Origin of the sequence: Pseudorhodobacter sp. MZDSW-24AT (assembly GCF_002794355.1) — a bacterium.
Taxonomy (GTDB): Bacteria; Pseudomonadota; Alphaproteobacteria; order Rhodobacterales; family Rhodobacteraceae; genus Pseudotabrizicola.
Genome location: NZ_PGOI01000009.1, coordinates 85,017 through 109,185 on the forward strand (window position 1 = coordinate 85,017; position 24,169 = coordinate 109,185).

General features: G+C 64.0%; 23 protein-coding genes. 13 read left to right on the top strand and 10 right to left on the bottom strand.

The genetic code is table 11. The features are described from left to right. Positions 1–74: 74 nt before the first annotated feature. From CUR21_RS13680 to CUR21_RS13725, 10 genes are read right to left on the bottom strand one after another with little or no spacing between them, the layout of a single operon-like run. Complete coding sequence (locus tag CUR21_RS13680; protein WP_100197623.1) at positions 75–1,043, bottom strand: ABC transporter ATP-binding protein; 969 nt, start codon at positions 1,041–1,043, stop codon at positions 75–77. Next, the gene (locus CUR21_RS13685; protein WP_100197624.1) at positions 1,040–2,056 is read right to left on the bottom strand and encodes an ABC transporter ATP-binding protein; all 1,017 of its coding nucleotides are present in this window, start codon (positions 2,054–2,056) and stop codon (positions 1,040–1,042) included. Before CUR21_RS13685 ends, CUR21_RS13680 begins: the two co-directional genes overlap by 4 nt. Then, entirely contained in the window at positions 2,053–3,441 is a 1,389-nt protein-coding gene (locus tag CUR21_RS13690; RefSeq protein ID WP_100197625.1) for a dihydroorotase family protein, read from the bottom strand. Before CUR21_RS13690 ends, CUR21_RS13685 begins: the two co-directional genes overlap by 4 nt. Beyond that, complete coding sequence (locus tag CUR21_RS13695) at positions 3,438–4,859, bottom strand: alpha-amylase family protein (RefSeq protein ID WP_100197626.1); 1,422 nt, start codon at positions 4,857–4,859, stop codon at positions 3,438–3,440. The genes CUR21_RS13690 and CUR21_RS13695 overlap by 4 nt, the downstream gene beginning before the upstream one ends. Then, the gene (locus CUR21_RS13700; protein ID WP_100197627.1) at positions 4,856–6,034 is read right to left on the bottom strand and encodes a pyridoxal phosphate-dependent aminotransferase; all 1,179 of its coding nucleotides are present in this window, start codon (positions 6,032–6,034) and stop codon (positions 4,856–4,858) included. The genes CUR21_RS13695 and CUR21_RS13700 overlap by 4 nt, the downstream gene beginning before the upstream one ends. Beyond that, positions 6,031–7,251: an amidohydrolase family protein gene (locus CUR21_RS13705; RefSeq protein WP_100197628.1), complete on the bottom strand. Its 1,221-nt coding sequence runs from the start codon at positions 7,249–7,251 to the stop codon at positions 6,031–6,033. The genes CUR21_RS13700 and CUR21_RS13705 overlap by 4 nt, the downstream gene beginning before the upstream one ends. A 12-nt stretch (positions 7,252–7,263) precedes the next feature. After that, positions 7,264–8,412 carry a Xaa-Pro peptidase family protein gene (locus CUR21_RS13710; protein WP_100197629.1) on the bottom strand — a complete coding sequence of 383 codons (1,149 nt, stop codon included), beginning with the start codon at positions 8,410–8,412 and terminating at the stop codon, positions 7,264–7,266. After that, positions 8,409–9,488 (bottom strand): Ldh family oxidoreductase, encoded by a 1,080-nt coding sequence (locus CUR21_RS13715; RefSeq protein WP_100197630.1) that lies wholly within the window; start codon positions 9,486–9,488, stop codon positions 8,409–8,411. The genes CUR21_RS13710 and CUR21_RS13715 overlap by 4 nt, the downstream gene beginning before the upstream one ends. Before the next feature lies 1 nt (position 9,489). Further along, positions 9,490–10,374: a DUF4438 domain-containing protein gene (locus CUR21_RS13720; protein WP_100197631.1), complete on the bottom strand. Its 885-nt coding sequence runs from the start codon at positions 10,372–10,374 to the stop codon at positions 9,490–9,492. Then, complete coding sequence (locus CUR21_RS13725; RefSeq protein WP_100197632.1) at positions 10,371–11,240, bottom strand: DUF4438 domain-containing protein; 870 nt, start codon at positions 11,238–11,240, stop codon at positions 10,371–10,373. The genes CUR21_RS13720 and CUR21_RS13725 overlap by 4 nt, the downstream gene beginning before the upstream one ends. Before the next feature lie 164 nt (positions 11,241–11,404). Here CUR21_RS13725 and CUR21_RS13730 point away from each other — a divergent pair, with 164 nt between their 5' ends. From CUR21_RS13730 to CUR21_RS13790, 13 genes are all read left to right on the top strand, one after another. Further along, positions 11,405–12,925: a carboxypeptidase M32 gene (locus CUR21_RS13730; protein WP_100197633.1), complete on the top strand. Its 1,521-nt coding sequence runs from the start codon at positions 11,405–11,407 to the stop codon at positions 12,923–12,925. A gap of 4 nt (positions 12,926–12,929) precedes the next feature. After that, positions 12,930–14,117 carry a pyridoxal phosphate-dependent aminotransferase gene (locus CUR21_RS13735; RefSeq protein WP_100197634.1) on the top strand — a complete coding sequence of 396 codons (1,188 nt, stop codon included), beginning with the start codon at positions 12,930–12,932 and terminating at the stop codon, positions 14,115–14,117. 11 nt (positions 14,118–14,128) lie between these two features. Beyond that, positions 14,129–14,608: a VOC family protein gene (locus CUR21_RS13740; protein ID WP_100197635.1), complete on the top strand. Its 480-nt coding sequence runs from the start codon at positions 14,129–14,131 to the stop codon at positions 14,606–14,608. A gap of 1 nt (position 14,609) precedes the next feature. Next, a complete protein-coding gene (locus tag CUR21_RS13745) occupies positions 14,610–15,599 on the top strand; it encodes a succinylglutamate desuccinylase/aspartoacylase family protein (RefSeq protein WP_100197636.1) in 990 nt (329 codons plus the stop codon). Positions 15,600–15,604: 5 nt separating this feature from the next. Next, a complete protein-coding gene (locus CUR21_RS13750; RefSeq protein ID WP_100197637.1) occupies positions 15,605–16,528 on the top strand; it encodes a polysaccharide deacetylase family protein in 924 nt (307 codons plus the stop codon). Next, positions 16,525–17,034, top strand: a complete 510-nt coding sequence (locus tag CUR21_RS13755) for an ureidoglycolate lyase (protein WP_100197638.1) — start codon at positions 16,525–16,527, stop codon at positions 17,032–17,034. The genes CUR21_RS13750 and CUR21_RS13755 overlap by 4 nt, the downstream gene beginning before the upstream one ends. Beyond that, positions 17,031–17,933 (top strand): dihydrodipicolinate synthase family protein, encoded by a 903-nt coding sequence (locus CUR21_RS13760; RefSeq protein WP_100197639.1) that lies wholly within the window; start codon positions 17,031–17,033, stop codon positions 17,931–17,933. Before CUR21_RS13755 ends, CUR21_RS13760 begins: the two co-directional genes overlap by 4 nt. Continuing rightward, entirely contained in the window at positions 17,926–18,636 is a 711-nt protein-coding gene (locus CUR21_RS13765; protein ID WP_232622806.1) for a GntR family transcriptional regulator, read from the top strand. The genes CUR21_RS13760 and CUR21_RS13765 overlap by 8 nt, the downstream gene beginning before the upstream one ends. Then, on the top strand, positions 18,636–19,544 hold the full coding sequence (locus tag CUR21_RS13770) for an NAD(P)-dependent oxidoreductase (protein ID WP_100197640.1): 909 nt from the start codon (positions 18,636–18,638) through the stop codon (positions 19,542–19,544). The genes CUR21_RS13765 and CUR21_RS13770 overlap by 1 nt, the downstream gene beginning before the upstream one ends. Continuing rightward, positions 19,541–20,617 carry a Gfo/Idh/MocA family protein gene (locus tag CUR21_RS13775; RefSeq protein ID WP_100197641.1) on the top strand — a complete coding sequence of 359 codons (1,077 nt, stop codon included), beginning with the start codon at positions 19,541–19,543 and terminating at the stop codon, positions 20,615–20,617. The genes CUR21_RS13770 and CUR21_RS13775 overlap by 4 nt, the downstream gene beginning before the upstream one ends. A gap of 4 nt (positions 20,618–20,621) precedes the next feature. Next, complete coding sequence (locus CUR21_RS13780) at positions 20,622–22,175, top strand: ABC transporter substrate-binding protein (RefSeq protein WP_100197642.1); 1,554 nt, start codon at positions 20,622–20,624, stop codon at positions 22,173–22,175. A gap of 75 nt (positions 22,176–22,250) precedes the next feature. Then, complete coding sequence (locus CUR21_RS13785; RefSeq protein WP_100197643.1) at positions 22,251–23,225, top strand: ABC transporter permease; 975 nt, start codon at positions 22,251–22,253, stop codon at positions 23,223–23,225. A 10-nt stretch (positions 23,226–23,235) separates the two neighbouring features. Beyond that, positions 23,236–24,162 (top strand): ABC transporter permease, encoded by a 927-nt coding sequence (locus tag CUR21_RS13790; protein WP_198431711.1) that lies wholly within the window; start codon positions 23,236–23,238, stop codon positions 24,160–24,162. Positions 24,163–24,169 lie beyond the last annotated feature (7 nt).

Genomic DNA, 24,169 nt, shown 5'->3' on the forward strand with positions numbered 1-24,169 from the left:
TGCGCTTTTTTTCGGCGAAGCATGGGGTTGCGGACAAAGGGGCGGCGGCCCGCGCCGCCCGCTTTGGGCAGGCGTCAGGTTGTGAGATGGCAGGCGCTGAAATGGTCGGGGCCGATCTGTTTCAACTCGGGCACCGAGGCCGCGCATTCGGCCACCGCGCGCGGGCAGCGGGTGCGGAAGACACAGCCCGAAGGCGGGTTGATCGGGCTGGGAATGTCCCCCGTCAGGATCACGCGCTTGCGCCGATGCCCCGGTTTCGGGATGGGGACCGCCGACAGCAGCGCCTCGGTATAAGGGTGGTTGGGGTTGGAATACAGCGTGGCCGAGGGCGCAATTTCCATCACGCGGCCCAGATACATCACGATCACCCGGTCACAGATATGTTCGACCACCGCGAGATCATGCGCGATGAAGAGCATGGTCAGATCGAGGCTGTCCTTCAGATCGTCCAAGAGGTTGATGACCTGCGCCTGGATCGACACATCCAGCGCCGAGACGGGTTCATCGGCCACCAGAAAATCGGGGTTCACCGCCAAGGCGCGGGCGATGCCGATGCGCTGGCGCTGCCCGCCCGAGAATTCATGTGGGAAACGGTCCAGATAATCCGACGACAGGCCAACCTGTTCCAGCAAGGCCACGCTGCGGTCTTCGTGGGTGTCGGGCGCGCCGATCTTGTGCAGGCGCAGGGCGTGACCGATGGTGGAGCGGATCTTTTCGCGCGGGTTCAGGCTGGCATAGGGGTCTTGAAAGATGATCTGCATCCGCTTGCGGTAGCGCCGCATCTCGGCTTTCGACAGGCCCATGATATCGGTCCCGTCAAAGTTGACCGCACCCGAGGTGGCCTCTTCCAGACGCAGGAGCAGACGGCCGACGGTGGTTTTGCCCGATCCGCTTTCGCCGACCAGACCCACCACCTCGCCTTTGCGGATGCCAAAGCTGATGCCGCTGACCGCCTTGACGTGGTTCACGACGCGGTTCAGCACGCCGCCCCGGATGGGGAAGTGCTTGACCAGACCCTCGACGCGGAGAAGCTCGGTGCTCATGCAGGCATCCTTTCAGAGAAATCCAGTTCCTTCCAGCGCAGGCACCGCACCTCGCGCCCGGGAAGCGCGGGCTCGAGCAGGGGTTGGGTGGTGGTGCAGCGCGGTTCGGCATAAGTGCAACGGGTGGAAAAGCGACAGCCCTTGGGCAGGCGCGACAGGGCGGGCACCTGACCGGGGATGGTCAGCAAGCGCGATTTGGATTTGGAGCTGCCCAGTTTGGGGATCGAGCTCATGAGCCCGGCGGTATAGGGCATGCGCGGGCGTTCGAAGATGTCTTCGACCGGGCCGGTTTCCACCACCTGACTGGCATACATGACCACCACCCGGTTGGCGAGTTCGGCCACCACGCCAAGGTCATGCGTGATGAAGACCATCGCCATGCCAAGCTTCTGCTGCAACTCCTGCATCAGTTCAAGGATCTGCGCCTGAATGGTCACGTCGAGCGCGGTGGTGGGTTCGTCCGCGATCAGGAGGCTGGGCTGGCAGGCCAAGGCCATGGCGATCATCGCGCGCTGGCGCATGCCGCCCGACATTTCATGCGGGTAGTTGTCGGCCCGGCGGCGCGGTTCCGGAATGCCGACCAGCGCCAGCAGATCAATCGCGCGTTCATGGGCCTGTTTGGGCGTCAGGCCTTCGTGGCGGATCGGCACCTCGGCGATCTGGTGGCCGATGGTGTGCACGGGGTTCAGGCTGGTCATCGGTTCCTGAAAGATCATCCCGATGTCCTTGCCGCGCACGCCGCGCATTTCGGCTTCGGAGAGCGTGGTCAACTCGCGGCCGCGCAGCTTGATCGACCCGCGCGAGATGCGGCCCACGCCCGCGGGCAAAAGCCGCATGATCGACAGGCTGGTGACCGACTTGCCCGAGCCGCTTTCGCCGACGATGGCAAGCGTTTCGCCCGCGTTGACCGAAAAGCTGACACCATCGACGGCAATGACCTCGAGCTTGCGGCCCAGCGAAAAGGTGGTTTGCAGGTCGGTTACTTCCAGAAGCGGGGCGGGCCGGTCTGTCATCCTGCGGTCTCCTGAGGGTGAGGGGTGATGAAACGGCCAAGGCCGGGGCGTCCGGTGAGGCCGCCCTTCCAGACGGTTTGACCGGCAACAAGGGTTTGCACCACCGCGCCTTGGAAGCGGGCGCCATGGCTGAGGCGGGCGATGGAGCGGGCGGCGGTCAGCAGGCTTGCCTCGCTGATGTGGGTTTCGCCCGCCAAGTCTGCCAGCACGATATCGGCGGCCGCGCCGGGCGCAAGGCGGCCCTTGCCGGGCAGGCCAAAGCGCTGGGCGGCGGCCCCCGAGACAAGCTGCATCGCCTGCGCAAGCGTCAGCTTGCCCATCGAAACGGCATTCAGCAAGGTGGGCAGCAAGACCTCGGTGCCGGGATGGCCGGGCGGGGCGGTGAGGAAGTTTCCGTCATGCGCCGCTTTCTCTGAGGCAGAAAAGGCGGCGTGGTCGGTGGTGACATGGCCGATGGTGCCATCGGCCAGCGCGTCCCACAACGCCGCGCGGTCGGAGGCGTGGCGAATGGGCGGGTTGATCTTGGCGCAGACCCCGGCGCGGGCCACATCCTCGGCGGTGTAGCTGAGGTAATGCGGGCAGGTTTCGGCGCTGAAATCCGAGCTTCCGGCAAAGCGGCGCAGCACGTCGACGGTGGCGGCGCTGGTGACGTGGGCGATGTGCAGCTTTGCGCCGGCACTGATGTTCATGGCAAGCAGTTGCGCCACGGCGACCGCTTCGGCCAAGGGCGGGCGGGCGGCATTGTGGGTGGCGGCATCGGCCGCATCAAGGCGGGATGCATGGTCTGCCGCACGCGCCAAGAGGCCCGCATGTTCGGCATGAACGACGACCGGGAGTCCGACACGGGCGGCCAGTTGCAGGACGCGGAGCTGATCTTCCACCTGCGGCCAAGCGAGGCCCGCGAATTCATGTTCGCGCCCGGGAGGGGCCGGTGTGGTGAAGATCTTGAAGGCGACGATGCCCGAGGCGGCCAAAGCCTCGAACGCGGCTTCGGTCAGGTCCACGGGCGCGGCGTAAAGGCCGAAGTCGATATGGGCGGTTTGCGCGAAATGGTCGCGCCGCAGGGCCACGCGGTCGGGCGTGTTGCAGCAGGGATCGGTGATCGGCATTTCGAAAACGGTGGTGATGCCGCCCTTGGCGCAGGCGGCGGTTTCCGACGCCACGGTGCCGCGTTGCGGATAGGCCGGGGCGCGGATGTGGCAGTGAATGTCGATCGCGCCGGGCAGCACCATCAGGCCGGTGGCGTCGATGCGCTGGGCGGCTTGCGGTGTTTCGCCGGGCGGGAGGAGGGCGGCAATCTGGCCCTGACGCACCAGAACGCTGCCGGGGCGCGGCCCTTCGGGCGACAGGATCGTGCCGCCCGAGATGATCAGATCCGCCGTCATTTCAGACCCAACTCGGTCAGGGCTTGGGCCACGCCGTCCAGATGGGTGAGGTGCATGGAGGCATAATTGGGCGACAGCACGATGCCATGCCCGCCCGCCCGATAGGTGGCATGGACGGACCGATAGGCGATGTCGGCGGTCATCTTGGCGGTATCGGGGCGCGAACGCGGGGCATCGACACCGATGCCCATATAAACCTTGGCCTTGCCCTCTACCCCGCGCAGCGCGTCTTCGCATTGGCCGAAGACATAGGTATCGGGGTCCATCCCGGCGCCGACGATCTGATCAAACGGCGCCTCTTTCAGCCCAAGGATGCGGAACAGGGCAGTCGTCGCCTCGGCGGGGGCGAAATCGCGCAGCACGGTCTTGCGGAAGAACGACAGTTCCTTGGCCCAGACTTCGCCCGCCTGATGCTGATAGGTGATGGGCTTGACGAAATCGGCATAGCGCGTCTGTTCGGCCCAAGGCCATTGCGCGCGGCGGATCAGGTTGAAGTGGTTGCGGTTCCAGATGTTCAGGCCGAAGGGCAGGTTGGGCTTGCACCATTTGACCAGACCATAAAGCTCGCGGTCCAGATCCTTGTTGCGCTCCAGCCAGAACTTTTCCCAGATCAGGGCTTCGGGGTTTTCCAACAGCACGCGCAGGAAGGTGATCAGGCTGCCATCGGCAAAGGCCTTGCCTGCCGCCGCCTCTTGCATGAAGTCGTAAAGGCGCAGCAGGGCCTGACGGCAGGCCTCGACATTCACGCCGCGCGCTTCGGCCTCGGCGCGGGAGGCGGCCGAGAAATCACCGGGCGCGCCCCCTTGGATCAGCGTGTCCAGCGGGGAGTTGCGTTCGTTGCACCACATGAAGCCGTCAAGATCGTGGTTGCGGACCTGATCTTCGATCATCGAGTGGATCCACGAGCGATAGCCGGGATGCGAGGTCGAAGGCTCGCCCCCCAGCCGTCCGAAGATATCAATGTCCATCGCTTGCGGCAGGGTGGGGATCTCGACCGCCGCCGCCGAGCCGTGGCCCGCGTATTTGAAGAACGGCTCCATCAGTTCGACATAGACCTTCATGCCGCGCTCATGGGCATCGGGGACGACCATTTTCAGGATGTCCTTGCCCGCAAACTCTGGATCGCGGCTGCGGTAATCAGCCATGAAGGTATTGCGGTAATAGCGCGGGTCAGGGTCGAAATAGGCGCCGCCCCGCATCTGATAGGGCTCTGGCACGCCATGATCGGGCCAGCCATCCAGCGCATGGCTGATGGAGCGGCCCGATTTCAGGCCCAGCCACGACACGGTGCCCAGCATCAGCACATTGACGCCCACGCGGTTCTGGAGCGTTTCAAGCACCGTATCGACGCCTTCATCGACGAAAGAGATCGGGCTGATCTGGATGCCGACGAATTTTTCCGAAGGGTTCGGGGTCATGCCGCATCCTTCCGCTTTTGCACAAAGGCGCTGATGCGGGCCATTGCCTCTTTGATGACCGGAAGCGGCTGGAGATAGCCGATGCGGATGAAATAGGGGTTTTCATCGCCAAACAGCGCGCCGGGGAACACCATCACACCGGTTTCCCGCAGCAATTGCTCGCAAAACTCGGGCGCGTTCATGCCGGTGGAGGAGATGTTGACATAGATGTAGAAGGCCCCGCCCGGGTGGCCGTAGGTGAAGCCTGCTTCGGTCAGCGCGGGCATCAGCCAATCCCGGCGCTCCTGATATTCGGCCAGCATCTCGTTGATCGGCTCTTGCGGGCCGGTCAGGGCCGCCAGCGCGGCAAACTGGCTGACGGTGCAGGTGTTGATCGACAGTGAATGGCGGGTTTCGGTCATCTTGACCACGAAATCCTTGGGCGCGGCGAGGTAACCCACCCGCCAGCCGGTCATCGCATAGGTCTTGGAAAAGCCGTTCAGCGTGATGGTGCGGTCCTTCATGCCGGGCAGGGTGGCGATGGAAAGATGCTCGTTCGGGGCATAGATCATGCGGGCATAGATTTCATCCGACACGATGATGAGATCATGCTTGATGGCGAGATCGGCGATCTTGCGGATCATGTCGGGCGGGGTGACGGCGCCGGTGGGATTGTTGGGCGTGACCAGCACGAACATCCGGGTGCGCGGCGTGATGCGCGCTTCAATCTCGGCCACGTCGAGCGCGAAGTCGTCTTTTTCATAAGTGGGCACCGGCACCGGGACGCCGCCGCACAGGTGCACCGCCGTGTCATAGGTGGTAAAGCGCGGCGAGGTTATCAGCACCTCATCCCCCGGCGCCACAAGCCCCAGCATTGTGAGCATGATGGATTCCTGCACGCCCGCGGTGACCACGATTTCATCGGGGTCATAGTCCAGCCCATAGGTGCCGTTCAGATCCGCCACGATGGCCTGACGCAGCGCGGGCAGGCCGGTGGGGCCGGTGTAATGGTGCTGGTTGGCATCGAGCGCGGCCTTGGCGGCGTCGACGATATGGGCCGGCGTGTGGAAATCGGGGTCGCCGCGCCCCATGGCGATGACATTGGTCAGGCCCGAGGCGATGCCCAGCATCCGGGTGCGGAACGAGCCGTCTTCTTCGGTGATCCGTGGGGCGAGTCGGTCTACAAGCAGGCTCATCCGTGCATCCTCTTTCCGGCGACAAAGGTGGTGCGCACGCGTTCCAGCGCGAACAGGTCTTGATCGGGGTTGCCATCCACCACGATCACATCGGCGGCCTTGCCCACCTCGAGCGTGCCGATCAGATGATCCATTTTCGACAGGCGAGCGGCGCGGATGGTGATGGAGTGCAGCGCATCCATATTGTCGGTGCAGACGCCGACCTTGACCATATGGGCCAGTTCCGGGGCGATCACGTCATGCTCCACCGCCGGGCTGCCGGCATCGGTGCCAAAGACGATGGGGACACCAGCCTCGGCGGCTTTTTTCAGCCCCGCATAGCGCGACGGGTCGGCGACGGCCTTGATCCGCTCTTCGATCTTCCAGTCGGGAATGCCAAACTTGCGGGCAATCTCGGGCTGGCTTTGCTGCACCAAGGGCGCGAAGGTGGTGACGATCGGCAGTTTCTTTTCCAGCAGCAGGGCGATGGTTTCATCCGACATGCTGCCGCCGTGTTCGATGCAATCCACCCCGAACTTTGCCACGCGGTTGATGCAGGCATCATAGGTTGCGTGGGCTGTCACCGGCAGGCGGTTGCGGTGGGCTTCGTCGATCACCGCTTCCAGCTCGGCATCGGTGAATTCCAGCGTGTCATGGCAGGCCATGATCTTGATGAGATCCGCCCCGCCCTTGACCTGTTCGCGCACGGCGCGGCGCATTTCATCGGGGCCCGAGGCTTCGCGGCAGACCCAATAGGTGTGGCCGCCGGTCTGGATGATGGCGGCGCCGCAGACTTTCAGCCGGGGGCCGGGGAAAATGCCCTGCTCGACCGCCTGTTTGGAATAGAGGTTCATCTCGTGGAAACCCAGATCGCGCACCATGGTGATGCCCGCGCGCAGGGATTTGAGCATGTTGCCCGCCGCCTTGAAGGCGCTCATCGGTTTGGGGTCGTCCATCGACTGGCGGGCCAGATCGTGGATGCCGTCCCAGTTCAGATGGGCATGGCTGTTGATCATGCCGGGCATGATGGTGCCGCCGGTTTCGGTGACATGGCCTTTGGGCATGTCGGCGCGGGGGCCGACGGCAAGGATCTTGCCGCCGCCGATCTGGACAAAGCCATCCTCGATCACATCGCCCGCCATGGTCAGGACGCGCCCGGCCAAGATGCAGTCTTCGGTGGGGATGTCGAACATCGGTTTGGTGATCTTCTGATAGCGCCAGGCTGCGGGTTCGGGCATGTCAAAGGCTCCTCAGGCGGGGATGATGCGGGTGTGTGCGGGATGGTCGGATTGGAAGCGGCTTGCGGTTTCGCAGCCGGTTTCGGTGACGATGAGCGTCTCGATACAGCGCCAACCGTCGAGATCGGGGCGGTAGATGCCGGGTTCACAGGAAAACACCATGCCGGGGGCGGCAGGTGTGGCATCGCCGGGAGAGAGCCACGGGGCTTCATGCCCTTCGACCCCCATGCCATGGCCGATGCGGTGGCGGATGGCATCTGCAAACCCGGCGGTGCGGATCGGGTCCAAGGCTGCGTCGTTCACCGCTGCACAGGGCAGACGGCGCGACAGCGCGTCGACCGTGGCGGCATTGGCGGCGTCCATCGCGGCCATGACGCGCGCCTGATCTTGGGTGATGTCCCCATAGACCAGCGTGACCCCGCTTTCGGCGTGATAGCCGCCCAGCGAACAGCCGATGCCTGCGATGATCGGCTCGCCCTTTTGTGGGCGACGGGCCAGCACGGTGCCATGGGGCAGGGCCGCGCGCGGGCCGGAATGCACGGAGGCGGTGATGCCCAGCTTGGTGCCCTGAAACGCCGCGCCATGGGTGGCGCCAAGCGCCGCGCGGGCATGGCCGGTGGCATCGGCCATCAGGTCCAGCTCGGTGCCGCCGCCGCTGATGATGTCGGCCCCGGCTGACAGCAGACGGGTCAGAACCATGTCGGCAAAGCGCGCGGCTTCCCGGATCAGGGCAAGCTCGTCGGGGTGTTTGATGGCGCGTTCGGGCAGGATGTGGTCGGAGAGCGAAATCTCGGCGATTTCTTTCGCCGTCGAGAGCAACCGCGCGTCGAGCGCGTCAATGCCGACGCGGCGTGCCTGTGTTTGCCCTAGCATCCAGAGCACAGGCGGCACCTCGCCCGGAAATTCGGGGTAGGTGGCGACCGAGACGCCGGGCACCGAAAGCGCGTTTTCCAGTTCCAGATGTGGCACCATCAGTACCGGATCGCCCGACACGGGCAGCCAAAGGCCCATGGGCCGTTCGTTCACCGAAAACATCCAGCCGGTGGCATAGGCCAGATTGCCGGGAGCAAGGATCAAGAGACCGTCGAGCCCCGAGGCCGCTGCCCTTGCGCGCAGCCGGTCCCTGACTCTGTCGCGAAAGTCGGGAGGCAGCGGTTTCATAGGACAGTGTCCTGATAGGGCCCGACGGTCTCGATCTCGGCGGCGATCCCCAGTTCGCGGCCCAGATTGCGCAGATCGGCCAGCACTTCATCATCCAGAGGCACGCCTGCGGCGGATTTGCGGGCAACGCGGCGCGCCTCTTGCTCGCCCGGCAGCAGGATTTCGCTGAAGCCGGGGCGCAGGGCGCGGGATTTGACCATGCGGGCAAAGTCGTCCATGCGGGCGCGGAACTCCTCGAGCGGCATGAACCATTCAATGTCGATTGCGGTCAGGGTGTGGCTGACATCCAGCTTTGCCTGATCGGAATAGGGCGTGAGGCCATAACCGCCGCCGCCGATCACCCCGGTCAGCACATCGGTCATGAAGGCAAGGCCATAGCCTTTGTAGGTGCCGATCCCGAGCAAGGCCCCGGCCATGGCGGCATTGGGATCATCGGTTTCGGCGCCTTCGGGGGTCAGCGCCCAGTCGAGTGGCATGGGTTTGCCTTCGCGGGCGTGCCATTGCATCATGCCTTTGCCTGCCGTGGTGAGCGCGATGTCCATGACGACCGGAAAGCCAAGGCCGGTGGGGGCGGCGATGCCCCATGGGTTGGTGCCCACCGCGCCTTCGCGCCCGCCCCAAGGCGCCATTTCCGGCCCCGCATTGGTGAAGGAGGTGCCGATGCAGCCAGCCTCGGCCGCCTGAACGGCGTGGACGGCGCTGCTGCCGTAATGGGTGGAGTTGCGCACGATCACCTGACCGATGCCGCAGACCTTGGCCTTTTGAATCGCCAGCCGCATGGCGCGGGCGGCGGCCACGGTGCCGATGCCGTTATGCGCATCGACCAGCGCCAGCGCGGGGCTTTCCTTCACCACTTCCCAAGGGGCGGAAACATTGACGAGTCCGGCGGCGATCCGTTCCTGATAGCGGCGCAGGCGGCGGACGCCTTGGCCGTGCCCGGGGTGAAAGCGCAGTTCGGAGAAGATCAGCGCATCGGCGAAGATGGTCGCGTCTTCCTCGGTCAGACCGAGGGCGCGGAAGCCCTGCACCATGAAGGTTTGCAGGCTGTCGCGGGTGACGGATGTCATCTTGATCATGTCAGGCCTCCACGCCCATGAGGTCGGCGATGTTTGCCGTGTCGGTGAGGAAACTGCCCAACTGCCCGGAGGGGGCGGTCATCAGCAGGCAGATGCCGGGGCCATAGCCCGCGCGCGGGCCATCGGTGGCGCAGACCACGCCGATGGCATGGGCGCCGCGCAGATAGCCGTGGTTGTAGCGGCTGTCGGTGTCTTCCAGCGCCACAAGGTCGCCCAGCCGCAGCTTGTCGAGCCCGCGTTCGGCCAGTTGGGCGCGGTCGGTGGATTGCATGTGAATGCTGCCGCCTTCGGAAGTCAGGCCCAGTCCGGCGCCCACCAGATGGGCGGGGATGCGGGCCGCCACGCCAAATTCGATGCGCGCGCCTTCGTGGCGGCAGGGCAGCAAGGACAAGAGATTGGGTGCGATGCCTTTGAGCATCACCTCAGGGTGGTCGGTCAGCGCGAGGCCCATCCCTTCGGATCGGATCAGGATCTGATCGCCCACCGCCATTTTCGTGCGGGCCTCTTTCGGGAAATGCAGGATGACCTGTTCCGAAAAGCGGCCGGATTTTCCCGTCACCACGCCGACGCTGCCCGCGGCCTGCCCGGTCATCACCTTGGCGCGATTGCCGATGCAGGCATAGACATTGAGGCCCCGGTTGCGGGTGTCTTCGGCCTGACGGATCGAGACGCCGGGATGGATGCAATCGGCGGCCCAGCCGAAGGCCCGGTCGCCCACGCTGACATTATAGACGATGCCGCCATAGGTGGGCAGCAAGAAGGCGGTGCCATCGGCGGCAAGGCGGTAGGGCTCGGCAGGCAGGCCCGGAAAGCCCGGGTGCGCGATGGACCCGGCGACCGACACGGCAACCAGATCGGCGGCATTTGTGGCAAGGGGCGCGGTCATGTCAGGCTCCGGATGTTCAGGGATTGGGCGATGTTGGCGGCAGGGTCGACGGTAAAGCCAAGGCTCTCCGCCGGGCCGGTGATCAGGGTCAGGATGCCGGGGCCATGGCCTGTCATCACCGAATCGCCGTGGATGCAGAGGCAGATCGCCACCCAGCCGGGCCGGAACGAGCGGCCAAAGCGGTGGTCGACATCGCGGATGGCAATAAGGTCGCCCAGTTTCATCTGATCGATGCCAAGATCGGCCATCAGGGCGCGATCGCCCGACATCAGGTCCTGATCGACATATTCCGCGTTCAGCTCTGCCCCCGAGCCCATGATGCGCGCGGGCAGTTCCATGGCGACGGGGCAGATGATCTGACCGTTTTCTTCGCGCAGGCCATAGGCGCGGGCCAATGCGGGGCTGGTTTTCTTGAATTCAATCGCGGGGTGGTTGGCCAACCGGATGCCACGGCCCTTGGCGCGGATCTGGATGGTGTCGCCGATCATCAGGTCTTCCAGCACCTCGGGCGCGAAATCGACGAGGATGCGGGCATGTTCGCCGGTGACGATGCCTTTGGCACCACGGGCGAGGCCTGTCATCACCTCGGCTTCATTGCCGATGCAGGTCAGGTAATGCAGTGCGAAATCGGCCTTTTCGTCGCCGTTGGCGATGGACACGCCCGGCTCTACATGATCGCCCGCCCAGCCAAAGGCCCGGTCACCCACCCGTGCGTTGTAAGCGATGCCCGACATGCCGGGCAGAATGGCGGCGCGGCCATCGGGCCAGTGCAGATAAGCGCCTTGCCGCATCGTTGGCTGACTGACCTGCCCGGTCACGGCCATTTCGACAAGATCATCAACGTTCCAAACCAGGCTCTCGGTCATGCGGCTCCCCGGAATTTTCTCTGGTCCGGGGTCAGGAATGTTTTCTTGACAACCTCGGACGACTCAAACGATAGTTGCTTTGTCGATTGTCGACAACATACAATTTACCGGAGGGCGAAGGAACTTCCAGAATCGGTTCCCGAGCAAGAACGAAAGCAGGTTGAATGGGTTACGCCGCGTTTGCTGAACGTATGGGTCAGGTCAATGATCTCTTGAATGCCAAGTCTATTCTGGCTTGGGATGCGCGCACGATGATGCCAGCGGGCGGCGCAGAGACGCGGGCCAAGCAATTGGCGACGCTTTCGGTGCTGGCGCGCGATCATCTGGTGGCGGATGAAACCCGCAGCCTGCTGGACAAGGCAGAGGCCGAAGTTTCCAGCCTGCCTGAAGACAGTGTCGAGCGCACAATTTGTGCGCAGACGCGGGAAGCGATTGACTATCACCTGCGGATTCCGGCCGATCTGGTGCGCCGCCGGGCGGAAACCGGGTCGATCGGGCAAGACATCTGGGCGCGGGCGCGCGCCGCCGATGATTACGCGACCTTTGCCCCGGTGCTGGAGGAAACCGTTGCCCTGAACCGGGAGATGGCCGAGCACATCGGCTATTCCGCCCATCCCTATGACGCGCTGATGCATCGGTTTGAACCGGGCGAGACGGTGGCCTCGTTGAACACGCTGTTTGCGCAATTGCGCGACGGGATGCTGCCGCTGCTGCGCGCGATTGCGCAAAAGGAAGGGCCGCGCTTTGATTTCCTTCAGCGCCCGTTCCCCAAGGAGCAGCAACTTGCCTTTGGTCTGAAGATGGCCGAGCGCGTGGGCTATGACCTGAACCGGGGACGGCTGGACACCACGGTTCACCCGTTCGAGGTGTCTTTCACCCGCAATGATGTGCGCATCACCACCCGTGTGGTGGAGGAATGGATGCCCGCCTGTCTGTTCGGGTCGCTGCACGAAGCAGGCCATGCCCTGTATGAGCAGTATTGCGACCCGGCCTTTACCCGCACGCCGCTGGCGACCGATCTGGTCGGGCTTTACGCGGTGGGGGGTGTCAGTTTTGGCGCGCATGAAAGCCAGTCGCGCCTGTTTGAAAACCATGTGGGCCGCAGCCGGGAGTTCTGGGAGCTGAACTTTGCCGAGGCGCAGGCCGCGTTCCCCGACCAGTTGTCGGACATTGATGCCGAAACCTTCTGGCGCGCGGTCAACCGCGTGGCGCCGGGGTTCATCCGGGTGGAAGCCGATGAGCTGACCTATGACTTCCACATCATGCTGCGGGTGGATCTGGAGGCCGCGCTGATCGACGGCAGCCTGAAGGTGGCGGATCTGCCCGAGGCATGGAATGCCAAGATCAAGGAATATCTGGGTCTTGATGTGCCGAACAATCGCTTGGGTGTGCTTCAGGATGTGCACTGGTCTTCGGGCCAGATCGGGACCTTCTGCAACTATACCATTGGCAATGTGATGGCAGGCCAGCTGTTCGAGGTGGCAACGCAGGATGCCACCGTGGCCGCGGGCATGGCCTCGGCCGATTATGTGCCGCTGCGCAAGTGGATGACCGAGCATGTGCATCGCCACGGGCGCCGCTACAGCCGCAACCAGTTGCTGGAAAAGGCAACCGGGCGTGCCTTGGACCCGGCCCCCTATATCGCGCACCTGACCGCCAAATATTCTGAAATCTACGGGATCTGATCCGATGACCGAAGCCAGCAGCCGCCTTGCCTCCCGCGTCAAGCTTAAAGACGCGCATCTTGTGACCCGGATGACCGATATCGCCGAGGGCCTGCCTGATGTGATCAAGCTGGGCCGGGGCGACCCCGATCTGGACACGCCCGCGCATATCATCAAGGCGGGGCAGGAGGCGCTGGCCAATGGGGCCACGCATTACATGCACCCCTTGGGGATGCCCGCGTTGCGCCGGGCGATCGCCGACAACATCGCGGCCTATGGCGGTGCGCGCTATGAGCCGGAGAATATCGTGGTGACGCCCGGTGGGCAGCACGCGATGTTCGTGATCGCCTTGGCGCTTTTGAACCCCGGCGACGAGATTCTGGTGCCTTGCCCGGGCTATAACCCCTATCATCAGGCTGCCGAGATGGCCGGGGCCGAGACGGTGCACATCCGCACCTCGATGGAGACGAATTTCTGCGTCACCGCCGAAATGGTGCGGGCGCATATCACGCCGCGGTCAAAGATCCTTGTGCTGATCAATCCGAACAACCCCACCGGCACCGTGACCCCGCCCGCCGAGGTGGCGCGGATTGCCGAGGTGGCCAAGGAACACGACCTGATCGTGATTTCCGATGAGATCTATGCGCGGCTGACCTATGGCAACCACACCGTGCAGCCGGTGGCCGCGCTGCCGGGGATGTTTGAGCGCACGATCACGCTGTCGGGCATGTCCAAGGCCTATGCGATGACGGGGTGGCGGATCGGCTATTTCGCGGGGCCGCCTGATCTGATCCCGGCGCTGGCCGAGATCAACCATGCCTTCGCCATTTCCACCACCTCCGTCAGCCAGCATGCGGCGCTTGCCGCGCTGACGGGGCCGCAGGATTGTGTGGAAGACATGCGCGCCATCTATGACGAGCGGCGCCGGGTGCTGTGCGCCGGGCTGACCGAACTGGGCATTCCCTATGCCGAGCCGCAGGGGGCGTTTTACGTTTACGCCGATGTGTCGAAAACCGGGATCGGAGCCACGCTGTTTTGCGAGCGTCTGCTGCGCGAAGGCCAAGTGCTGATGTATCCGGGCGGGATTTACGGCGATTACACCGATGATTTCGTGCGCATGTCGCTGACCCAACCCGTTGCCCGCATCCGCGAGGCGATGACCCGTATGAAAGCGGTGGTCGAGACCATCCGCGCCGAAACCCGCGCTGCCTGAAGGAGGACAGGATGAAAACCGACAACCCGAATGTGATCGGCATCAAGCACATGGCCTTTGGCGTGCGCGATGCGGAAAAGGCGCTGGAGACCTATGCGCGGTTTCTGGACGTGCCTGCGGATACGGAAATCACCGTCTTTCCGAAATCCAAGAACAAGGTCGCGCTCTTTAACCTGGGCGGGATCGAATACCAGCTGTGTGAATCGCTGGACCCCGAGGGGCGTTTTGCCAAGTGGATCGATGAGCGCGGCCACGAAGGGCTGCACCACATCTGCTATGAGGTGAGCAACATCGATGACGCCTTGGCCCATGCGCAGGCCAAAGGGGCCAGTCTGCGCATCTGTCAGGCGTGCCAGAAATATGGCTCGCATCCGCATCCCGAAGGGTGGGTGGCCTTCCTCGACAATGATGCGGGCGGCATCGAGATCGAGTTCATGCAGGTCTACACGCCTGAGCAGCTGAAAGAATACGAAGCGTTCAAGGGGATCTGAGATGAGCGGAAAGACCATAACCGTTGGCACCGCTTCGGCCGAGCCCGGCAGCATCGCGCGGGGCGTGATCCCGGTGACGACTTTGGCCGGGGGCACCGCGCTGGACATTCCGGTGGTGATCGTGAACGGCGTGAACGCAGGCCCGGTGTTCTGGGTGAACGGGGCCATCCACGGCGACGAACCCGAAGGCCCGCTGGCCTGTCAGATCGCGTTGGCCGAGGTGGACCCGGCGCACCTGTCGGGCACGCTGGTGATGTGCCCGGTGGTGAACGTGCCTGCGTTCGAGGCGGCGCAGCGCGGCAATCCGGCGGATACCTTCAGCTATGACATGAACCGCATCTATCCGGGGCGCGAGAACGGCTATCTGTCCGAACGCGTGGCCGCCGCCCATGCCGCCGCGATGGGGCCGCTGGCGGATTTCGAGATCTCGATCCATTCCGGGGGCGCGCATTCCTTTCTCGACAAGTCGATGTTCATCGACGAGTCGCCGGAAAGCGTGGAGCTTGGCACCGCGATGGGGCCGGGCTGGGGGTGCATCATGTCGAACTTCAACCCGACAGGCAGCCCGATGGCCTATCTGAAAAAGCTGGGCAAGGTGGGCATCACGGTGGAGCTTGGCGGGCGTTCGGCCACCTCTCCCGAGGCCTTTGCGCGCATCGGGCGCGAGCTGGCCAATTCCATCCTGAACATCCTGCGCCATTACAAGATGTATCCGGGGCAGGCCGAATACCCGTCGCCCCGCTACAAGGGACAGCAAGAGGCGTTGTTGGCTCCGGCCTCGGGGATCTTTGTGCCCGAGCCGGGCGTGGCCTTCCTGACCATGATGAAGAAGGGCGACCGGATCGCGCGGATCAAGAGCATTTTCGGCGATGTGCTGGGCGAGATCGTGGCCCCGGCCGATGGCATGTTCTTTGGTCTGCGCGCCTTGCCCAATGTCACCACCGGTGACTGGTGCTGCTTCTTCTGCAAGGTCGAAGGAACGAGGGACTGACCCGGATGGATCATGTGCGCGACCTTGTGGGCTACAGCGGCTCTGCATCGCCCGACATCTCCTGGCCAAATGGCGGGCGGGTCGCGGTCAATTTCGTGATGAATTACGAGGAAGGCTCGGAGTATTCGATCGGGGACGGTGACGGGAAATCCGACACCGTGCTGACCGAGGTTTCGTCCCCCCGCGTGCCGGTGGGGCAGCGTGATCTGGCCGCCGAGAGCATGTTTGAATATGGCAGTCGCGTTGGCTTTTGGCGCATTTACCGGCTGTTTCAGGAGACCGGGCTGCCGATGACGGTTTTCGCGTCGGCCTTGGCGCTGGAGCGGCACCCGGAAGTTGCGCAGGCGCTGCGGGACACCGACTGGGATATGGTGTGCCACGGGTGGCGCTGGGTGGAGCATTACCTGCTGGATGAGGCGACCGAGCGCGACCACATCGCGCGGGGGCATGAGGTGATCTCGCGCCTGATCGGTCGCCCGCCCGAAGGGTTTTACTGCCGCTATGGGCCGTCGACGGCCACGCGGCGGTTGGTGGTGGAGCATGGCGGCTACAGCTATGACAGCGACGCCTACAACGATGACCTGCCTTATTGGTGCACCGTTGGCGGGCGTTCGCATCTGGTGGTGCCCTATTCTCAGGTGACGAATGACGCCAAGCTGGTGGGCGGGCCGCTGGTGACGGGGCGGGCGTTCGGCGAGTTTCTGATCGACAGCTTTGAAGGCTTTGTCGCCGAGGCGCATCTGCATCCGCGCATGATGTCGGTGGGGATGCACACGCGGATTCTGGGCCATCCGGGGCGGCTTGCCGGGCTGCGCATGTTCATCGACCATATCAAGGGCCATAAGGAAGCTTGGATCTGCCGCCGCAGCGATCTTGCGCAGCATTGGCGTCTGCACGTGCCGCCGCCTGCGCCCGAGGTTGCGGCATGATCCTGACCCCCATCCCCGCTGATGCGGCTGCCTTTGCGCGCTTTGGCACCTTGGTTGAAAAGCCCGAGGTTGCCGGAGAGCGGCGCATGTTCAGTGAGTGGCTGCCCGCGCAGGATGGATTGGCGCTTCAGTTTCATCTGAACCATGTTGCGCCGACGCGGCTGCCAAGCCCGCTTTCGCAGGTGGAGCGGCACCCTCATTCGGCGCAGGTTTTCCTTCCGGTGGATGTGTCGCGCTATCTGGTGGTGGTGATGCCACGGATGGCGGATGGCGCGCCCGATCTGTTGCACGCGGTCTGCTTTGAGGTGCCGGGCAGTGTGGGCGTGATCTATCGGCGCGATGTCTGGCATGCGGGAATGATGGTGCTGGACCGTCCGGGAAGCTTTGCCGTGCTGATGTCGCGCGGCGCGCAGGATGATGATGTGTTTCTGCCCATTCCCCCCCTTACGCTTTCCGCACGGTCGGGCCATGACCTGCGGATCACAAGAAACGGACACACCGCATGACACATACCCCCCGCCTGTTCGTGCCGCTGATCACGCCTTTTGCGGCGGATCTTTCGGTCGATCTGCCCCGGCTGACGGCTGTCGCGCAGCGCATGCTGGATGATGGCGCCGATGGGCTTGCCCCGTTCGGGACCACATCAGAGGCCACTTCGATGAGCGTGGAAGAGCGCATGGCGGCTCTGGAGGCGCTGGTGGCGGCGGGCATTGCGCCGTCTTGCCTGATCCCCGGCACCGGCTGCGCGGCCTTGCCGGATACCATCCGCCTGACCAAACACGCGGTGGCGCTGGGCGTGCGGGGCACGCTGACGCTGCCGCCCTTCTTTTACAAACCTGTGTCCGAAGAGGGCGTCTTTGACTCCTATGCGCGGGTGATCGAGGCCGTGGGGCCGGGCTTGCGCCTGTTCCTGTATCACATTCCGCAGATGTCGGGCGTGGCGATCACCGTGACGCTGATCGGGCGGCTGATGGAGGCTTTTCCGGGGGTGGTGGCAGGGTTGAAGGACAGTTCCGGCAACTGGGAGAACACCGCCGCCATCATCGCGGCCTTTCCGCAGATCGAGACGTATTCGGCCTCAGAGGCGCTGCTGTCCAAGAATGTGGCCGCCGGTGGCGCGGGCTGTATCAGCGCAAGCGCCAATGTAAACGCCCATGGCATTGCCGCGCTGATCCGGGGCCTTGGCACGGCGGAGGAAGGCAAGTTGCAGGCCGATGCGGCGGCCATCCGCAGCCTGTGTGAAAAGCTGCCCTTGATCCCCGGGGTAAAGGCGATCGTGGCCCGCCGCATGCAGGATGCGGGCTATGCCAGAGTGCGCCCGCCGCTGGTGGCGGTGGGGCAGGATCATTCCGACGCGGTGAAAAAGGTCGCCACCCTGAGTTATGGAGAGAGTGCAAGTGTCTGATCCGGTTTCTGGCCAGATGGCCCAAGCGTTGGATGCCTCAACGCCCGACCTGTCCCCTATCGAGCAGACGCCGCTGAAGGTTCAGATCGCAGACCGGTTGCGGCGCGCGATCATCACCGGAAAGATGCGCCCGGGCGCGGTGCTGGTGGAAACAGCCTTGGCCGAGCAGATGAATGTCAGCCGCGCGCCGATCCGGGAGGCGATCCAGATTCTGGAGTCGGACGGGTTGGTGGAAACCGTGGCCTACAAGGGCAAGCGGGTGAAGCCGCTGACCGTGCGCGAGGTGACGGAAACCTTTGAGATGCGGCAGCTTTACGAGGTGCTTGCGGTGCGCCGCATCATCGCGGGCGGGGTGGATGTGCAGGCGCTGCACCGGCCCTATGCCGATATGGTGGAAGCTGCCGAGGCTGGCGACCGGGAAAGCCTTGTCGCGGGGGACGAGCGGTTTCACCGCACGCTGATCCGGCTGGCCGATCACGATCTGCTGCTGCAGACGTGGAACAGCATTTACATGCGTGTTCACCAGATCATGGCGCTGCGCAATGACCGCAAGGTGCCGCTGGTGGATATTGCCACCAACCACCTGCCGATCATTCACGCCTTGGAGAAGCGCGATCTTGAAAAGGCCGTGGCCTTGATGTCGGAGCACACGCGGGCGCTGAATGACTTTGACCCCGCCCGGATCGTGCAGGACCCGGCGTGATGGCAAACCGTGTCCTGATCACCGGCGCGGGGGGCTTTGTCGGAGGGGCGCTTTCGGCAGGTTTTGCGGCCTTGGGGTGGCAGGTCACGGGTGTGGATCTTGAGTTTGATGCAGGCGCGGCGGCGCGCCTGCAAGGCTGTGACCTGATCACGGCCGATCTGGGAGGCCTGGTGGTGCCGGACCTGCCACGGGCCGATGTGATCTTGCATGCGGCGGCGCTCACGACAGAGGCGGAGGCGCTGGGCATTTCCGCAGCAGAGCATGTGGCGCGCAACACCGCACCCTTGCTGGGCATTCTGCGCCACGCTGCGGCACAGCCGCCGCAGGCTTTTGTGTTTCTGTCCTCGAGCGGCATCTTTGCGGGCACCGAAGGCGGCCCGGATCTGACCGATGACTGTGTGCCCACCGGTCTTGCGCCCTATTCTGCGGCCAAGCGCGCGGGGGAGCTGTTGGCGGCCTCGGCCTTGGCGGGGTGCTGCCCGGTGCATGTGCTGCGGTTGGGATATATCTATGGGCCCGATGAGATGGCGCGGACCAGCCGGATGCGGGTTTCGGTGGTTGCCGCGATGATCGCTGCGGCCCGCGCCGGGCAGGCGCTGCCGTTGCGCAGCGATGACCCGCGCAGGGACTGGACCTTTGCGCCGGATCTTGCGCCCGCGATGGCTGCTTTGGTGGCGCAGGCCCCGGCGGGCCGCCCTGTGCATTTCGGCAGCGGCCATATTTTGCACGACAGTGCGCTGGCTGCGCTGATCGCGCGCCACTTCGGCACATTGCGGCTGAGCCGTGTTGCGAGCGTTGGGGCGAAACCGCCGATGGTGGCAAGCCGTTTGCCCGCGCTTGCCGGGTTTCGCTGGACGGCGCCGGATGAGGGTATCGCCGCGCTGTGTCGACAGCAGGTGGCCGCATGACTGTGCTGCGCGTGATACTGGTCGGACTTGGGGCTCGGTCGCGCGTGTGGCGGCGGGTGTTGCAAGACGATGCAGGGTGCCGGATCGTCGGGCTGGTCGACAGCAATGCCGCCAACCTTGGCGCTGCGATGGCAGACATGCCGGGCGCCGTGGGGGGGCCCAGTCTGGAGACGGTGGCCGCGCAGGTGGCGGCCGATGCGGTGATCCTGATCACGCCGCCGGGCGGGCGCGAGGCGCAGATCGCGGCGGCCTGTGCGGCCGGTCTGGCCATCCTTGCGGAAAAGCCGCTGGCGGATACGGTGGCGGCGGCCAAGGCGCATACGGCCATGGCGGCGGCGGCCGGGGTGCCGCTGTGCGTTGGGTTGAACTTCCGCTACATGCCGGTCACCCGCGCGCTGAAGGCCCTTCTTGCCGAAGATCAGCTTGGCGCGCCCGAGATCGGGCGTTTCCTTTATGAGCGCTGGCGCGACGGGCGGCAGGCCCGGTTGAACAAGTATCCGCTGACCATGGATCAGCCGATGCTGTGGGAACAGTCGATCCACCACTTCGATCTGATGCGCTTTGTCTATGGCCGCGAGCCGGTGGCGATTGCAGCGCGCACATGGAACCCGTCGTGGTCGATGTATGCCGGCGATGCCAATGTCTCGGCGCTGATCACCTTTGAGGGCGGGCTGGAGGTGACCTATCAGGGCACTTGGGCCGCCAATTGGGATCATCTTGGCTTTGACTGGCGCAGCGATTGCCCGGGCGGGATCGCCGTGCAGCGCGACATGTTCGGCGATCTGGCCTTTGCCCGCCGCGATGACAAGGCGCTGACCCCCGTGGCGCTGCCCCCGTTTGAAACATGGATCGACGATGCTGCGGCCCTTTGGGCCGAGTTTGCAGCACATCTGCGCGGTGCGGGGGCCTTGCCCTGCCCGGCAGAGGATCACCTGAATTCGCTCCGCATGGTGGAGGCCTGCATCCAAGCGGCCGCCACCCACCAGACAATAAAATTGAATGTCCCGATCGTGGCTGCGGAGCCGGTCGGGGCCGCCCCCTCACACCGCAACAACTCCCAACAGAGAGGATGACACAATGACACGGCTACGACATCTGGCTGTCACAAGCGCGTCCGGCCTGCTTTTGGCCACGACGGCCGCCTTTGCCCAGCCTGCCGAGAACACCATCGTGGTGGGCCTGAGCGCCGATATCACCACCTTTGAACCGGCGAATATCTCGTCGCGCGACAATGCGAACATCGCGCGGCACATCTTTGGCACGCTGTATACCATCAGCGGCGATGGCGAGGTTTCGCCGGATCTGGCCGAGAACCTTGAGATTTCCGAGGATGGTCTGAATTACGTCTATACCTTGCGCGAAGGTCTGACCTGCCATGACGGTGAGGCGCTGACCGCCGAAGACGCGGCCTTCAGCTTCAACCGGGCCAAGGACCCGGCCAATGCCTTTACCGGCAACACGCCGGGTTTCGTGTTCTCGTCCATCGGCTTCCAGTCTGCCGAGGCGCTGGATGACCGCCGTGTGCAGATCACGCTGGGCGCGAAGAACCCGATCGCCTTTGGCCTGCTGACGGAAGTGTATATCCACTGCAAGGACAGCTATGAGGCGATGTCGCTGGATCAGGCGGCGGCGACCCCGATTGGCTCTGGCCCCTACAAGCTGGCAAGCTGGGCCAAAGGGTCTGAGGTTGTGCTGGAAAAGGTGGGCGAGCCTGCCAAGATGGAAAAGATCATCTGGCGGATCATCCCCGAGGCTTCGACCCGTTCGGCAGAACTGATCGCAGGCAACGTGGACATCATCACCAACGTGGCGCCGGATCAGATCGATGCGGTGAACGCCTCGGGCAATGCCAAGGTGCAGGCGGTGCAAGGCACCCGGCGGATGTATGTGGGCTTCAACCTGTCGGAAGAATTCGCGGCCATGCCGGGCGGCGATGCGATCCAGAACCCGGATGTGCGCCGCGCGCTGCAATATGCGGTGGACGTGCCGACCATCTGCAAGCAGTTGCTGAACTTTGAATGCGTGCGGGCCACGGGCCTTGTGAACCCGCAGAACGCAAACCAGTCGCTGACCCCCTATCCCTATGACCCGGATATGGCGGAAAAGATGCTGGACGAAGCAGGCTGGCCGCGCGCGGCGGATGGCACCCGCTTTACCATCCGCTTTCAGGCGGGCCGTGGCCGTTACCTGAACGACCAGAACGTGGTGCTGGCGATTGCCCAGTATCTGGAAGATGTCGGTCTGAAGGTTGAAGTCGACCTGATGGAATGGGCCTCGGTTTATGTGCCACTGATCCGCGAGCGCAATGTGGGCCCGCTGTTCTTCCTTGGCTCGGGGGGCGCGTTGTGGAGCCCGCTCTATGACATGACCGACCTTGCACGGGTCGAGTCGGGCACCAACTACACCCATTGGGATGACGAGCGTTGGTTCAGCCGCTGGGCTGATATCGCTGCCGCGACCACACCGGAAGAAACCCGCGTGATCGTGGATGAGATGCTGCAGGTGTTTTACGACGATGGCCCGTGGCTGCACATGTACTTCCAGCCTGACTTTTACGGCGTCAGCGAGCGGGTGGATTTCGTCGCCCGCCCGGATGAGAAAGTCTATCTGTTCGAGACAGGCCTGAAGTGACCTGACCCCTGCCGCGCGGGACGTGTGTGCCCGCGCGGTATCTTCCTCCTCCTCAACATCCAAAGGACTGCCCCGATGTGGACGTTCATCGCCCGTCGCCTGCTGCAAAGCGTGATTGTGATCTTTGGCGTGACCCTGATCAGTTTCGTCGCCCTGCAGATCGGGGGCGATCCAACCTATCTGTTCGTCTCGGAACGCGCGACAGAAGAAGAAATTGCGATGGTGCGGGAAGCGCTTGGCTTCGACAAACCGCTGCATATCCAATACCTGACCTATGTCGCCAATGTGGCGCAGGGCGAATTCGGCAATTCGCTGAGCTATCGCCAGCCCGCAATGGAAATTGTGCTGGGCGCGTTGCCCGCGACGATTGAGCTCACGATCTTTGCGCTGACCTTTGCGATCGGCATGGCGATTCCCTTTGGCGTCTTTGCGGCGCTGTATCGCGGCACGCCGGTGGATGGCGGGATCATGACCATGGCGATGTTCGGGCAGTCGGTGCCGAATTTCTGGCTGGGGATCATGATGATCCTGTTCTTTGGCCTGTATCTGCGCTGGTTCCCGATTTCCGGCCATGTGCCGTTCCTGATGCCGCTGTTGCAAGGAGAGGTGGCGCAGGCCTTCAGCAACCTGCCGCAGACGCTGTATTACCTGATCATGCCGGGCATCGCGGTTGGCTTTTATTCGCTGTCGCGCAACGCGCGTCTGGTGCGGTCTTCGATGCTGGAAGTGCTGGGGCAAGATTACGTGCGCACCGCACGGTCCAAGGGCCTGACCGAGCGCAGCGTGGTGGTGCATCACGCCTTGCGCAATGCGTGGCTGCCGGTGGTCACCATGGTGGGGCTGGAGTTCGGTTTTCTGCTGGGCGGCGTCGTCGTGATCGAGACGGTGTTCAGCTATCCGGGCATCGGGCGGCTGGTGTTCAACTCGATCAACCAGCGCGACATCCCGGTGGTGCAGGCGGCGGTGATCGTGCTGTCGCTGATCTTCATTGCCCTCAATCTGCTGGTCGATCTGGTTTACGCCAAGATTGACCCCCGCGTGAAACTGTAAGGAGGCGGACATGAGTGATGTCACGACAGATGGCCTGACGACTCTGGCGCCCGAACGCGGTTCCAATTTCGGGCGCGAGTTGCGGCGGGCCGGGCGCAGCATGGTGGCGGCGAAGTGGCCGGTGCTGGCGCTGTTGATCTTGCTGGTGGTGGCGATTGTGGCCATCTTTGGCCCGATGCTTGCGCCGCTGGACCCGAACCGGCAAAACATCATGCTGCGGCTGGCCGAGCCGTTGGGCGAAGGGCCGCGCGGCGCGACCTTCTGGCTGGGGTCGGATGCGCTGGGCCGGGACGTGCTGTCACGGCTGCTCTATGGCGCGCGCATCTCGCTTTTGGTGGGGATCTGCGCGATTGCCGTCGGGGGCACCATTGGCGTGGTGGCCGGGCTGGTGTCGGGCTATTTCGGCGGCTGGGTCGATGATGTGATCATGCGGCTGGGCGATATTCAGCTGGCATTTCCCTTCATCCTGCTGGCGATCATGTTTCTGGTGGTGCTGGGGCCGGGGGTGATGAACCTGATCCTTGTGCTGGGGATCGGGCAATGGGTGACCTATGCCCGTATCGTGCGCGGGCAGACGCTTTCCTTGCGCGAGAAAGAGTTCGTCGAGGCGGCGCGGGCGCTGGGCGACAGCACCACTTCGATCATCTTCCGCACCATCCTGCCGAACATCGTGGCTCCGCTGACCGTGATCGCCTCGTTCAACGTGGCTTCGGTCATTCTGGCCGAGGCGGCGCTGTCTTTCCTTGGGCTGGGCGTGCCGCCTTCGGTGCCGACATGGGGCAGCATGTTGGCCGAAAGCCGCGAGCAACTGATTGCCAACAAGTGGTGGCTGGCCATTTTCCCCGGCCTTGCCATCGTGCTGACGGTGCTCAGCTTCAACATCATCGGGGATTGGCTGCGGGACTTTCTGGACCCCCGCCTGAAAGAAAGACGCTGAGGGAGTG